13 protein-coding genes are annotated in these 12,430 nt (G+C 70.9%); 4 read left to right on the forward strand and 9 right to left on the reverse strand.

Annotated features, from left to right (window positions below):
- Window positions 1-36 precede the first annotated feature (36 nt).
- Both AC07RM_RS00380 and AC07RM_RS00385 read left to right on the forward strand, forming a co-directional pair.
- A complete protein-coding gene (locus AC07RM_RS00380; protein ID WP_495332123.1) occupies window positions 37-219 on the forward strand; it encodes a hypothetical protein in 183 nt (60 codons plus the stop codon).
- A gap of 60 nt (window positions 220-279) precedes the next feature.
- Complete coding sequence (locus AC07RM_RS00385; protein WP_495332124.1) at window positions 280-1,908, forward strand: amidase family protein; 1,629 nt, start codon at window positions 280-282, stop codon at window positions 1,906-1,908.
- 3 nt (window positions 1,909-1,911) lie between these two features.
- On the opposite strand, the gene AC07RM_RS00390 is transcribed toward AC07RM_RS00385, so the two are convergent.
- The gene (locus AC07RM_RS00390) at window positions 1,912-2,094 is read right to left on the reverse strand and encodes a hypothetical protein (protein WP_495315665.1); all 183 of its coding nucleotides are present in this window, start codon (window positions 2,092-2,094) and stop codon (window positions 1,912-1,914) included.
- A gap of 324 nt (window positions 2,095-2,418) precedes the next feature.
- Entirely contained in the window at window positions 2,419-3,171 is a 753-nt protein-coding gene (locus tag AC07RM_RS00395; protein ID WP_495332126.1) for an SDR family oxidoreductase, read from the reverse strand.
- Between the two features lie 101 nt (window positions 3,172-3,272).
- Between AC07RM_RS00395 and AC07RM_RS00400 the strand changes: the two genes are divergently transcribed.
- Window positions 3,273-4,199, forward strand: a complete 927-nt coding sequence (locus tag AC07RM_RS00400) for an AraC family transcriptional regulator (RefSeq protein WP_495332128.1) — start codon at window positions 3,273-3,275, stop codon at window positions 4,197-4,199.
- 9 nt (window positions 4,200-4,208) lie between these two features.
- Here the strand turns inward: AC07RM_RS00400 and AC07RM_RS00405 are convergent, their stop codons facing one another.
- From AC07RM_RS00405 to AC07RM_RS00435, 7 genes are read right to left on the reverse strand one after another with little or no spacing between them, the layout of a single operon-like run.
- Window positions 4,209-5,345, reverse strand: coding sequence for a 2-methylaconitate cis-trans isomerase PrpF family protein (locus tag AC07RM_RS00405; protein WP_495332130.1), 1,137 nt, complete (start codon window positions 5,343-5,345; stop codon window positions 4,209-4,211).
- 3 nt (window positions 5,346-5,348) lie between these two features.
- A complete protein-coding gene (locus AC07RM_RS00410) occupies window positions 5,349-6,347 on the reverse strand; it encodes a Bug family tripartite tricarboxylate transporter substrate binding protein (RefSeq protein WP_495332132.1) in 999 nt (332 codons plus the stop codon).
- A 40-nt stretch (window positions 6,348-6,387) separates the two neighbouring features.
- Window positions 6,388-7,569, reverse strand: a complete 1,182-nt coding sequence (locus AC07RM_RS00415) for a 2-methylaconitate cis-trans isomerase PrpF family protein (RefSeq protein WP_495332134.1) — start codon at window positions 7,567-7,569, stop codon at window positions 6,388-6,390.
- 4 nt (window positions 7,570-7,573) lie between these two features.
- Window positions 7,574-8,557, reverse strand: a complete 984-nt coding sequence (locus tag AC07RM_RS00420) for a Bug family tripartite tricarboxylate transporter substrate binding protein (protein WP_495332136.1) — start codon at window positions 8,555-8,557, stop codon at window positions 7,574-7,576.
- A gap of 19 nt (window positions 8,558-8,576) precedes the next feature.
- Window positions 8,577-9,203 (reverse strand): 3-isopropylmalate dehydratase small subunit, encoded by a 627-nt coding sequence (leuD, locus tag AC07RM_RS00425; RefSeq protein WP_495332138.1) that lies wholly within the window; start codon window positions 9,201-9,203, stop codon window positions 8,577-8,579.
- 2 nt (window positions 9,204-9,205) lie between these two features.
- Window positions 9,206-10,624, reverse strand: a complete 1,419-nt coding sequence (locus AC07RM_RS00430; protein ID WP_495332140.1) for a 3-isopropylmalate dehydratase large subunit — start codon at window positions 10,622-10,624, stop codon at window positions 9,206-9,208.
- Between the two features lie 5 nt (window positions 10,625-10,629).
- On the reverse strand, window positions 10,630-11,493 hold the full coding sequence (locus AC07RM_RS00435) for an isocitrate lyase/PEP mutase family protein (RefSeq protein WP_495332142.1): 864 nt from the start codon (window positions 11,491-11,493) through the stop codon (window positions 10,630-10,632).
- Window positions 11,494-11,628: 135 nt separating this feature from the next.
- Here AC07RM_RS00435 and AC07RM_RS00440 point away from each other — a divergent pair, with 135 nt between their 5' ends.
- Window positions 11,629-12,426, forward strand: coding sequence for a GntR family transcriptional regulator (locus tag AC07RM_RS00440; protein ID WP_296779859.1), 798 nt, complete (start codon window positions 11,629-11,631; stop codon window positions 12,424-12,426).
- Window positions 12,427-12,430: the final 4 nt, after the last annotated feature.

Below are 12,430 nucleotides of genomic sequence, written 5' to 3' on the forward strand. Positions count from 1 at the left end.
GACCTTTGCCTCGTCTTCGACATCGGGAGTCACATCATGCAGATCCAACTCGTGGTCTTCGCGCGGCGCCTGTGCGCGCTGTTCTTCTGCCTTGCGGTCGCTGCCTGTGGCGGCGGCGATGGAGGCGGTGCCAGCTTCATGCCCGTGGGCGTCGCTCCCGGCACCGGGACGATCGCGCCGGTCATTCCGCCGGTCACCGAAAGCAACTGCAAGCCCTAGCGTCGTCGCCGTGCAGTGCGGCGCCGTTCACCTGCATCCCACGATCGACAAGGAGTGACCATGAAAAACGATGTTCGTCCGCGCCGCCCCAAGGCGACCAACCGCGTCTGGTGCGTCCCACTGCTGTGCCTCGTGCTGTCGGCTTGCGGCGGAGGCGATGGCGCGAGCATCTCTCCCCTTGCCATGGCGCCGCCAGCGACGGCCGGGGATGGCACTGCCGCGCCCGTTCCGCCGATCGCTCCCGCCGTCGTGCCGCCCTCGCTCGAAGGCATCGAGTACCTCGACATCGCGAGCCTGAGCGAGAAGATGGCGCAGGGCGCCACCTCGCGCGACATGGCGACCTACCTGCTGGCCCGCATCGATGCGCTCGACAAGAAGGGGCCGGCCGTCAATGCCGTCATCGAGCTCAATCCCGATGCCATGGCCATCGCCGACCAGCTGGATGCGGAACGTGCCGCGGGCCAGTCGCGCGGGCCGCTGCACGGCATTCCGGTCTTCCTGAAGGACAACATCGACACCGGCGACAGGATGCAGACCACGGCGGGTTCGCTGGCGCTGGTGGGGAAGCCCGCGCTGCAGGACGCCTTCGTCGCGAAGAAATTGCGCGAAGCAGGCGCACTGATTCTCGGGAAGACGAATCTCAGCGAGTTGGCGGGCTTTCGTTCCCCGGTCCTGCCCCACGGATGGAGCGGGCGAGGTGGCCAGACATTGAATGCACATGTGCTGGACGGAGAACCTTGCGGATCGAGTGCAGGGTCGGCCGTGGCGGTGGCGGCCGGCTTCGTGCCTATCGCGATCGGTACCGAGACCGATGGATCGATCCTGTGTCCCGCGGCGATGAACGGCATCGTCGGCTTGCGTCCCACGCTGGGGCTGGCCAGCAGAACAGGCATCATTCCGATCGCGAGCACCCAGGACACCCCGGGTCCGATGGCACGCACGGTCCGCGATGCGGCCCTCCTTCTTTCCGCGATGGCGGCCACCGATCCGAAGGACGCAGCCACGGCGGACGCGCAGGCTCATGCAGTCGATTTCACGAAGTTCCTGAGCCTCGACGGATTGAAGGGCAAGCGCATTGGCTATTCGTCGGACCTGCACGCCGCAGCCGACTTCTACCCCGACTTCATGCCCGCGCTGGACACCCTGCGCCGACTCGGCGCGACGGTGGTGCCTGTGGAGAGCCCCAGCGAATTCGAGGCGGATGAATGGACGCTGCTGGGCTACTACTTCGGCAGGGAGCTGAATGCATACCTTGCAACCAGAGTCGGGCTTCCCGTCAAGACCATCGAGGAACTGCAGGCGTTCAACAAGACCGTCCCCTTGTTTCCCGATGGAACGCCCTACTCGCAACGGTGGATCGACATGGCCGTCGATCTGCTCGTACCCTCTACCGTCCCCTATGAGCAAATGGCCCGCGAACAAAAGGCACGGTTGGCCGGCGAGTTCGACCGCGTCCTGTCGTCGAATGGGCTCGATGCCCTTGTGAGCCCGGGACGCAGCAGCGCCATGGCCGGCTACCCCGGCATCACGGTTCCGATGGGAATCGACAGCGGCGGCATGCCCGTCGCGATCTTTTTCGTCGGCACGCGCTGGAGCGAACCCACGCTGCTGTCGATCGCCTACGGCTTCGAGCAGGCCACGAAGGCAAGGCGCAATCCGGAGTTTCGCAAGAATGCCCCTGTGCCATGAGCCTCAACCCGACGGCAGCAGCAGCTCCAGCACGGCCACCGCCACGCCGCCCAACGCGCACAGCCCGCTGCTGACCCGCAGCGCCCTGACATCGCGTGCTTCGCAGCCTTGCCGCCGGGCGGCCCAGGCGGCATAGCCGATTCCCGCCGCGAGCACCAGCCCCATCCAGCCGCCCGCGCCGATCATCGGGCACCTCGCCGATGCGCGGGCGCGAACGACGGCTGCATGCGGTAGTCGAGCCGAACGAGGCCCGGTGTGACCGCTATGCGGCGAAACAGGAAGGGATTCGGTATCGGCTGCGCGCGCAGCGCTCGATGAATGGTCCGCAGGACCCGAAGGAGTTCGGCCATGGCAACACCTCGACAAGGTTGCAGGGCCGTCCCTCAATGTGCGTCAGCGCCGAAGTCGTCCTCGGCGCGTCTCGATGCCGTGCGCATGGAGCGCACCGAGGATAGCAGCCGCATCCGCGATGTCGCGCGAATCGGCCTTCAGGTCGAACGGTTATGCGGTTCAACGCGCCTCGGCCGCCCATGCGACGGCATCGGCGCCGGCCGGGATGCGCATCGGCGCCGCGGGATCGGTGGCCGCGCGCCACACGGCCTCGGCGACGTCGAGCGCCTGGGTGGTCGGGGCCGAGGTGTCCTGGAACTCCGCGAAGACTTTCTGCGCAAGCTCCGCATAGTCCTCGTGATCGAAGCCCGCCATGTTCGGCCGCGCGTTGTCGCCGAAGCGCGTTTCGGGCGAGCGGCCCGGCAGCACCAGCCGCAGCCGTACACCCAATGGCTCGAGCTCGATCGCCATCGACTCGGTGAAGGCATTGACCGCCATCTTGCTCGCGCGGTAGGCCGCGATCAGCGGCAGCGCCTTCAGCGTCACGCTCGAGGTGACGTTGACCACCACGCCCGCGCGGCGCTGCCGGAACTGGGGCAGCACCGCCTGCATCAGCGCGAGGGTGCCGAAGGTGTTGGTCTCGAAGAGTTGGCGCACGGTGGCCAGCGGCGTGAGCTCGGCCGGCGAGGCCGCGCCGAAGCCCGCGTTGTTGACGAGCACGTCGATGGGGCCGGCCGCTTCCACGGCATGCGCGATGCTCCGTGGATCGGTGACGTCGAGCGCGAGCACGCGCAGGCGCGGCGATGCGGGCAGCAGCTCGGTGCGCGGGGTGCGCATGGTGGCGACGACCTGCCAGTCGCGGTCGAGGAAATAACGCGCGGTTTCGAGGCCGAAGCCCGAGGAGCAGCCGGTGATGAGAACGGTCCGGGTCATGGAGATCCTTGAGAAGGGGAGTGATCGATGCCTGACGATAGGTCGCCGGGGCCGGACTTGCTACGATCCCGAGTCCGAGTCTCATCAGGAATCGTCCGAACATGGTGGATCCCCTGGCCGAAGTGGTCATGCTGCTGCGGCCGAGCGCGCGCTTCTCCAAGCGCGTGTTCGGCGCCAGCCCCTGGCGCATCGAGCGCTCCGATGCGGGCGAACCCTTCTACTGCGTGATCCTCGAGGGCGGCTGCCGCCTCGCGGTCGATGGCGGCGAGCCGCTCGAGCTGCAATCGGGCGACTTCGTGCTGGTGCCCGCGGCCCGGCACATCGCGCTCTGCAGCCTCGAACCGCCACCGCCGGGCGTGCAAACCGCACCGCCGGTGCCGTTGGGCAATGGCGAATTCAGGGTCGGCGATGCACAAGGTGCGATCGACCTGCGCATGCTCGCGGGCCACTGCAGCTTCGATTCGCCCGATGCCTCGCTGCTGGTGTCGCTGCTGCCGCAATTCGTGCACGTGCGCGGCGACGAGCGGCTCGCGATGCTGGTGCAGTTCGTGCGCGAGGAGTCGCGCGAGCAGCGGCCGGCGCGCGAGCTCGTGCTGGCACGGCTGCTGGAACTGCTGCTGATCGAGGCGCTGCGCGCCACCGGCGGAACCAATGCCTCGTCGGGGCTGGCGCGCGGCCTCGCCGAGCCGCGCCTCGCGGCCGCGATCCGCGCGATGCACGAACGCCCGGCGCAGGACTGGACGGTGGCCGAGCTCGCGCACGAGGCCGCGCTCTCGCGCTCGACCTTCTTCGAACGCTTCGGCCGCACCGTCGGCGTGGCGCCGATGGAATACCTGCTGGCCTGGCGCATGGCGCTCGCGAAGGACCTGCTGCGGCGCAACGCGGGCAGCGTGGCCGAGATCGCACAACGCGTGGGCTACAACGCCGCGAACACCTTCAGCAGCGCCTTCGCGCGGCACGTCGGACTGCCGCCGACGCGGTATGCGCGCGAGCATGCGGGCCTCGCGCAGGTGCCGGACGGTGCCTGAGCGCGGCGTTCACGCCGTCTCGGCCGGCACGTAGACCACGCCCTCCATCAAGCGTCGCGCCGTGCGCTGAAGACCCAGCGCCGTGAACCGCGGCAGCGCCGCACCGGGCTGCGCGACGACCTTGACCGCCATCACGCCCAGCGGATGGCCGATGCGCAGCACCTCGCCGCGCAGCCGGTCACCCGTGGCCGCATGGACCAGCGTGCCCGGAATGCGCGAGGCCGCCGCGGTGCAGATCGACCCCGTGCCCGCCATGCTGTCGTGGCACTTTCCCAGGAACACGAGGCGCGCGCGCAGATCGCTGTCCTCGCTCCCGGCTGGCGCCACGATCACGGCCAGCGGCAGGCCCGGCAGATGCACGTCCCGCCAATGCGCGTAGAGCCCGATGCGCTCGCCGGCCCTGGCCTGGATCTCGCCGATGATCTCGATCAGCGCGCGGTCGCCGCCGATTGCCGGTGGCATCTCGTCGCCGTTCAGGCCCAGCGACTCGGCCGCGATGAAGACGCAGGGCGTGGCCGCATCGACGATCGAGACCCGCACCTCGCGTCCATCCTCCAGCGCGATCGCATCGACCGGCTGGCCCGTCGGCAACAGGCGGCCCGTCTTGGCACCGAGCGTGTCGGTGTAGTCCATGAGGATCTCGGCCCCGGTGCCCGGCACGCCCGCGATGGCGCAGTCGCCCGTCACGCGCGCCTTGCCGTCGCGCACCTGCACGCGCGCGACCAGCACGGTGCCCGTGTTCGTGTTGTGGATGCGCACCACGGTCAGCGGCTCGACCGCCTCGACCAGCCCCTCGTCGACCGCGAACGGCCCCACGGCCGAGGAGATGTTGCCGCAGTTGGCGTCGTAGCCGATCAGGTCGCGCTCCACGTCGCATTGCGCGAAGGTGTAGTCGACATCGGCATCGGGCCGCGTCGACGGACCGATCAGCGCCACCTTGGAGGTCACCAGCCGCGAGCCGCCCATGCCGTCGATCTGCAGCGGGTCGGGCGTGCCCATGGCGCGCTTGAGGAAGGCGTCGCGCGCCGGGCCCGGCGGCGGCACGTGGCGCAGGTGGAAGAACAGCGCCTTGCTGGTGCCGCCGCGCATCAGCACGCAGGGCACGCCATGCTGTTCGCCGAAGGTGCGGGAGTCGTCGTGCGCCATGGCTTACTCCGGCGTGACACCAGCGGCGCGCGCGGCCTCGCCCCACTTGCGGTTCTCGGCGACCAGGAAGGCCTTGAGCTGCTCGGGCGACCCGCCCTCGAGCTCGCTGCCCGAGGTCTCGGCCGAGCGGATCACGTCGGGGCGGCGCTGCGCCTGGAGCAGCGCCTTGTTGAGCTTCTCGACCACGGCGGGCGGCGTGGCGGCCGGGGCCAGCACGGCGGTCCACGACGCAACCTCGAAGCCCGGATAGCCCTGCTCGGCGATGGTGGGAACCTGCGGCAGTTCCTTGTAGCGGCCCTTGCTCGACACGCCGAGCACCTTGAGCTTGCCCTGGCGCACCTGCGGCAGCACCAGCCCGCCCGCGTCCATCATCACGTCGATCTGGCTGCCGATGAGGTCGGTGAGCGCGGCCGACGAGCCCTTGTAGGGCACGTGCACGATGTCGGCGCCGGCCGCCTTCTTGAGCATCTCCATCGCGAGGTTGGCCGTGATGCCGCGCCCGCCCGAACCGTAGTTGAGCTTGCCCGGATGGGCCTTGGCATAGGCCACGAGGTCGGCCAGCGTGTGGAAAGGCGAGGCCGCCGGCACCACCACGTAGAGCCGACCCACGCCGTTGAGCATGACGGGTGCGAAGTCCTTGACCGGGTCGTAGCCGGGCTTGGCGTAGATCGAGGGATTGATGGCCAGCTGGCCCGAGGTGCCCAGCAGCAGCGTGTAGCCGTCGGGCGCCGCGTTGCGCACGTCCTGCGCGCCGAGGATGCCGTTGGCGCCGGCCTTGTTGTCGACGAACACCGGCTTGCCGAGGATCTCGGTGAGCGCGATCGACAGCGCGCGCGCGCCGGTGTCCACGGTCTGCCCGGGCGGATAGCCGACGACGATGCGGATCGGGCGCGAGGGATAGCCGTCGCCTTGCGCCCATGCGAAGGAGGGGACGAGCGACGCGGTGGTGGCCGCGGCCGCGCACTGCCCGAGGAAGCGGCGGCGAGATGAATCGGGTTGCATGAAAGTCTCCTTTGGAATGTTGTGGGGGATCGATGAGGGCTCAGGCCGGGTCCAGCACCGATCGCGGCACCCAGGCTGTGCCGTCCATCAGGCGGCGCGCGGTGCGCGCGAAGCCCAGCGCCTCGAAAGCCAGCGGCCGCGAGGCCTCGCAGCACCCCTGGACGTCGACGCGCATCGCGCCGAGCGGATGGCCGATGTGCAGGCTGTCGGGCACGACGCGTTCGCCGATGCCGCGTGCCGCCGCATGCACCACCGAGCCCTCGACGCTCGCGCAGGCCGCGGTGCAGATCGCGCCGGTGCCCGCCATGCTTTCGTGGCAGCGGCCGTAGAACACCAGCCGCGCGCACAGGTCGACCTGCGCGGCCGCCACGGTGCGGCCCTGCGCATCGGCATAGGCGGTGGGCGGCGCGACGATCACGACCAGCGGCAGCGCGGGCGACACGCTGTCGGCCTCGCGCCAGTCGGCGCACAGGCCGAGCAGGGCGGCCGCGCGCGCACGCAGCGCCTTCAAGGTCGACAGCAGCGCGGCATCGGCATCGATCGCGTTCGGCAGCTCGGTGCCCGACAGACCCAGGGCATCGGCCGCGACGAAGACGCAGGGATTGCCGACGTCGCAGAGGCTGACCTCGAAGCGCCGCCCGTCGTCGAGCGCGATCTCGTCGCGTGCACGGCCCGTGGGCATGCCGCGCCCGGTCTTGGCGCCGATGGTGGCGCGGTAGTCCATGAAGATACGCGCGCCGGTGCCGGGCACGCCGGGAATCGCGAAGTCGCCGCGCACGCGCGCATGGCCGTCGGCCACGGGCACATGCGCCACCAGCAGCTTGCCGGTGTTCGTGTTGTGGATGCGCACGCGCGCCACGGGGCCTTCGGCCGGTACCAGTCCGGCATCGATCGCGAACGGCCCCACGCCCGCCGAGATGTTGCCGCAGTTGCTCGTGAAGACCACGCGGCCCTCGCCCGGCGGCACGATGCCGTAGGTGTAGTCCACGTCGGCCTCGGGATGCGTGGGCGGCCCGACGATCGCGAGCTTGGCCGTCACCAGCCGCGAGCCGCCGAGGCCGTCGATCTGCAGCAGGTCGTGCGCGCCGAGCAGCGCCATCAGCAGGCGGTCGCGCCGCGCGCCCGCGGGCGGCAGGTCGGCGGCGTTGAAATAGAGGCCCTTGCTGGTGCCGCCGCGCAGCACGGTGCACGGCACGCCGATCTGTTCGCCCATGACTTGCATCGCATCAATCCTCGAGCGGGAAGCGCTTGACCAGCGCAGCGAGGCGCGCATCGTCCTCGCGGATCATGGTCTCGAAGGCGGCCGGGCTGGTGAAGGCCGGCTCCGCCCCCGCGACCGCCAGCGCCTCGCGCACATGGGCGTCCTTGCCGGCTTCGCGCGTGGCATCGGCGATGGCGCGCGCGATCGCGGCCGGCGTTCCCTTGGGCGCGAACACGCCGTACCAGGTCACCGAATAGGAGTCGGGCCAGCCGGCCTCGAGGCTGGTCGGCACCTCGGGCAGGGCCTGCGCACGCCGTTCGCCGTTGGTCACGAGGATGCGCACGCGGCCGGCCTTGTGCAGCGGCATCGCGGCCGTGATGCCGGTGAAAGCCATCGTGAGGTTGCCCGAGACCAGGTCGCCCACGATCGGCGAGGTGCCCTTGTAGTTGACGACCGCGAGGTCGCGCAGCTGGTAGTCGGCCGCGAACTTCTGCGCCCGCACCTTGGAGCTGTTCTCGCCGCTGCCTGCGTTGCAGGGCTTGGTGCGGCAATGGGCGATGAGTTCGGGCAGGGTCTTGAAGGGCAGGGTGGCGGTCATCACCAGCGCGGTCGGCGAGGTCGCCACCGCGGTCACGGGCGTGAGCCGGGTCACGGGGTCGATCGCCTTGAGGCTGCGCTGGTACTTCATCAGCAGCAGCGAGGGCACCTGGAACAGCAGCGTGTAGCCGTCGGGCGCGGCCTCGATCACGCGCCGGGTGCCGATCAGGCCGTCGGCGCCACCGAGGTTCTCGACCAGCACCGGCTGCTTCCACAGCACCGACAGCCGGCTCGCGACAGCGCGCGCGGTGGCGTCGGTGCCGCCGCCGGGGTTGTAGGGCACGACCAGCGTGACCGGGCGTTGCGGCGCCCAGGCGGTCTGGGCCTGGACCGTGGCGGCATGCAGGCCGCAGGCCGCGCAGAGCGCGGGCAGCCAGCGGCGCGCCATCTTGCGTGAGGATGTGTCGAACATGGAAGGCGGTCTCCGGTGGTCAGGATTGCGGCACGGCGGCCGCCGGCCAGGCCCAGGGGCGGGCCGCGCGGTCGCGTGCCTGCCAGGCATCGACAGCGCCGCGCAGCTTGAGCATGCGGCCGATGTCGTCGAGCCCTTCGAGCAGGGCCTCGCGGCGCAGCGGATCGACCTCGAAGGGCAGCTCGCCGCCATCGGGCAGCGTGATGCGCTGCGCGCGCAGGTCGACCTGCCACGGCCCCTCGGCGCTGCAGGCCGCATGGGCACGCGCCAGCTCGGGGGGGGCGAGGCGGATCGGCAGCACGCCGTTCTGGAAGCAGTTGGCGTGGAAGATGTCGCCGAAGCTCTCGGCGATCACGCAGCGGATGCCGCGCGCCAGCAGCGCCCACACGGCGCCCTCGCGCGACGATCCGCAGCCGAAGTTGCGGCCGGCCACCAGGATCGGTGCCTCGCGCCAGCGCGGCTGGTTGAGCACGAAGTCCGGGTCTTCGCTGCCGTCGGCGCGAAAGCGCAGCGCCTCGAAGGCCCAGGGGCCGAGCGCGCCGCGCGCGAGGCTGGTGAGGCGCTCGATGCGCACGATCAGGTCGGTGTCGACGTTGTCGATGGAAAGCGGCGCCGCGGCGCCGCGCAGGAGGGTGAAGGGCTGCATGTTCAGAGGCTCCGTGGATCGGCGATGGCGCCGGCCAGCGCGGCCGCGACGGCGCTGGCCGGGCTGGCGAGGTGGGTGCGCGCGCCCGGTCCCTGGCGGCCGACGAAGTTGCGGTTCGAAGTCGAGACCACGCGCTCGCCCGGCGCCGCCTGCTCGCCATTGGCGGCCACGCACATGCTGCAGCCCGGCTCGCGCCATTCGAAACCGGCTTCGCGGAACAGCCGGTCCAGGCCTTCGCGCTCGGCCGCGCGCTTGACGTTCTCCGAGCCCGGCACCACCCAGGCCCGCACATGCGAGGCCACGCGCCGGCCGCGCAGCAGGGCCGCGGCCTCGCGCAGGTCCGACAGCCGGGAGTTGGTGCACGAGCCGATGAACACGCGGTCCACGCGCTGGCCCTGCAGCGGCGCGCCGGCTGCGAGCCCCATGTAGTCGAGCGCGCCCTGCCAGGCCTGGCGCTGCGAGGCATCGGTGGCATCGGCGGGATCGGGAATGCGCGCGTCGATCGCGATCGCATGCTCCGGGCTCGTGCCCCAAGTCAGCGTGGGCGCCACGGCGCTCGCGTCGATCCGTGCCTCGCGCGCGTAGACCGCGCCGGGGTCGCTCGGAAGGCTGCGCCAATACGCAGCCGCTTCGGCGAAGCATGCCTCGGGCGGCGCGAAGTCGCGGCCGCGCAGGTAGGCCTCGGTCTTCGCGTCGGGCGCCACCATGCCGATGCGCGCGCCCAGTTCGATCGAGAGATTGCACAGCGTCATGCGCTGCTCGATCTCCATCGCGCGCACCGCCTCGCCGGCGTACTCCACCGCGAAGCCCGTGCCAGCGCTGGCACCGAGCCGCGCGATCATCGCGAGCGCGAGGTCCTTGGCGCCCACGCCGGCACCAGGCAGTCCGTCGAAGTGCACGCGCAGGGTGCGCGGCCGGCGCAGCACCAGCGTCTGGCTCGCGAGCGCATGCGTGACCTCCGAAGAACCCACGCCGAAGGCGATCGCACCGAGGGCGCCGTTGGTGCAGGTGTGGCTGTCGCCGCAGATCAGCGTCATGCCGGGCTGCACGATGCCGAGTTCCGGCCCCATCACATGCACGATGCCCTGGCCGGGCTGGCCCAGGTCGAACAGGCGGATGCCCGCGCCGCGCGTCAGCAGCTTGAGGCCCTGGTACAGATGCACGCCGCCCGCGAAGCTCTCGCCGGTACGGCCTGGCGCGCTCGAGACGGCATGGTCGGGCGTGGCGAAGGCCAACTCGGGGTTGCGCACCGGCAGGCCGCGCTCGGCCAGCTCGCGCAGACCGGCGGTGCCCGACAGGTCGTGCAGCAGGTGGCGGTCGATGTGCAGCAGGTCCCAGCCGTCGGGCAGGGGCTGGACCACGTGTGCGTCCCAGACCTTGTCGAACAGCGTGCGCGGCGCGGCGGTGGAGGGCGTCGTCATGGCCGTCATTCCGCCGCCTGGAAGCGCGTGCGCAGCGCATCCCATTCCGCGGCGCCCAGGCGCCGGAAGCGCTCGGCCACGCCGGGCGCATGGGCCGAACTCGGCGGCTGGCCCGTGCTGCGCAGCGCCGACAGCGCCTGTTCGCAGGCCGAGGCCGCGGCGCCGATCAGCAGGCTCGGCAGGATCGCGAGGCGATAGCCCATCTGCTGCGCCGTCGCCAGGTCCAGGTCGGGCGTCTTGCCGCCGCGCACGATGTTGAGCAGGCACGGGCCCTCGACCCGCCGCGGGATCGCGGCCAGTTCCTCCATCGACTGCGCGGCCTCGACGAACACCATGTCGGCACCGGCGGCCAGCGCCTCGCGTGCGCGTTCCACCGCCTCGTCGAGACCGAGCATCGCGCGCGCATCGGTGCGCGCGATCACCAGGAAGGCCGGGTCGCGCCGGGCGGCGAGGGCGGCGCGGATCTTGGCGACGAACTGGTCGCGCGGGATCACCTCCTTGCCGTCGAGATGGCCGCAGCGCTTGGGCGCGACCTGGTCCTCGATGTGCAGCCCGGCCACGCCGCGCATCTCGTACTCGCGCACGGTGCGCGTCACGTTGAGTTCGTTGCCGTAGCCGGTGTCGGCATCGGCGATGACCGGCACCCCGACCGAGCGCGCCAGCATGCCCGCTGCCTCGGCCATCTCGTTCATCGACAGCAGGCCGTAATCGGGAAAGCCGCGCGCCGCCGAGGCGCCGGCGCCGGTCATGTAGACGCAGGCGAAGCCGGCCGCCTCGACCATCTTCGCGGTCATGCCGTCATAGGCGCCTGGGGCGACGACGAGTTCGGGACGGGAGAGCAGCTGGCGCAGGTCGTGGGCGGTGGTCATGGAGCGGGGCATCGAAGTGATTTAGTGATGACATCATAATGCTATAACCTTTCGACGTTGTTAGGGTATGCCTGAATGGGCGGGCACAATCGGCCGAACGCGCGGGCGGCCCGCGCCGCCGAAGCACTGCTCTCCATGGACACACCGAACCCTTCCCAACTGCGCCGCGAACCCGGCACCGCGCTGCACCGGCAGCTCTTCATGGTGCTGCGCGACCAGATCGCCCAGGGCGCCTATGGCGTGGGCGAGCTGATTCCGGCCGAGGACGCGCTGTGCGCCCAGTTCGACGTCTCGCGCATCACCGTGCGGCGCGCGGTGTCGGACCTGGAGCACCTGGGGCTGGTCGAGAAGCGGCCGGGCCGCGGCACCTTCGTGCGTGCCGTGCCGCGCGCGCAGCGGCCGCAGCCCTCGTTCGGCCTGATCGAATCGCTGGGCCGGCAGGCGCGCGAGACCGAGGTGACCGTGCTCAAGGTCGAGACGGCCCTCGCGCCGCCGACGGTGGCGCAGCAGCTGCAGCTGGAGGCGGGCGCGGTCGCCGTTCACGCGGTGCGGCTGCGTTCGGCGCATGGCACGCCGATGATGGTCACCGACGCCTGGGTGCCGCAGGAAGTCGGCCGGCACGTGACCGCCTCCGAGTTGCAGAAGCGCGCGCTGTTCGAGATCCTGATGGCCGAGGGCATCAAGTTCGGCCGCGTGATCCAGGAGGTGACTGCCGTCGCGGCCGACCCCGTGCTCGCGGGCCTTCTGCGCGTGGACCTCGGCGCGCCGCTGGTGCGGCTGGTGCGCCTGCTGCACGACCGGCGCAAGCGGCCGGTGCAGTACATCACCATCCATTTCACGGGCGAGCGCAGCCGCGTGCTGATGGAGGTGCCTGCGGAGGCGGTGAACACGATGGGGGCGGGGCAGATCGTGCATGACCTGGAGCTGCCTTAGGGCT

It is taken from the genome of Variovorax sp. GW821-FHT09B05 (assembly GCF_059418265.1).

Bases quoted from the DNA above. Each gene is read 5' to 3' on its own strand.
- AC07RM_RS00435 (WP_495332142.1), bottom strand. From the start codon at position 11,493: ATGACCACCGCCCACGACCTGCGCCAGCTGCTCTCCCGTCCCGAACTC.
- AC07RM_RS00390 (WP_495315665.1), bottom strand. From the start codon at position 2,094: ATGATCGGCGCGGGCGGCTGGATGGGGCTGGTGCTCGCGGCGGGAATC.
- AC07RM_RS00380 (WP_495332123.1), top strand. From the start codon at position 37: ATGCAGATCCAACTCGTGGTCTTCGCGCGGCGCCTGTGCGCGCTGTTC.
- AC07RM_RS00400 (WP_495332128.1), top strand. From the start codon at position 3,273: ATGGTGGATCCCCTGGCCGAAGTGGTCATGCTGCTGCGGCCGAGCGCG.
- AC07RM_RS00415 (WP_495332134.1), bottom strand. From the start codon at position 7,569: ATGCAAGTCATGGGCGAACAGATCGGCGTGCCGTGCACCGTGCTGCGC.
- AC07RM_RS00430 (WP_495332140.1), bottom strand. From the start codon at position 10,624: ATGACGACGCCCTCCACCGCCGCGCCGCGCACGCTGTTCGACAAGGTC.
- leuD (WP_495332138.1), bottom strand. From the start codon at position 9,203: ATGCAGCCCTTCACCCTCCTGCGCGGCGCCGCGGCGCCGCTTTCCATC.
- AC07RM_RS00405 (WP_495332130.1), bottom strand. From the start codon at position 5,345: ATGGCGCACGACGACTCCCGCACCTTCGGCGAACAGCATGGCGTGCCC.
- AC07RM_RS00385 (WP_495332124.1), top strand. From the start codon at position 280: ATGAAAAACGATGTTCGTCCGCGCCGCCCCAAGGCGACCAACCGCGTC.
- AC07RM_RS00440 (WP_296779859.1), top strand. From the start codon at position 11,629: ATGGACACACCGAACCCTTCCCAACTGCGCCGCGAACCCGGCACCGCG.
- AC07RM_RS00410 (WP_495332132.1), bottom strand. From the start codon at position 6,347: ATGCAACCCGATTCATCTCGCCGCCGCTTCCTCGGGCAGTGCGCGGCC.
- AC07RM_RS00420 (WP_495332136.1), bottom strand. From the start codon at position 8,557: ATGTTCGACACATCCTCACGCAAGATGGCGCGCCGCTGGCTGCCCGCG.
- AC07RM_RS00395 (WP_495332126.1), bottom strand. From the start codon at position 3,171: ATGACCCGGACCGTTCTCATCACCGGCTGCTCCTCGGGCTTCGGCCTC.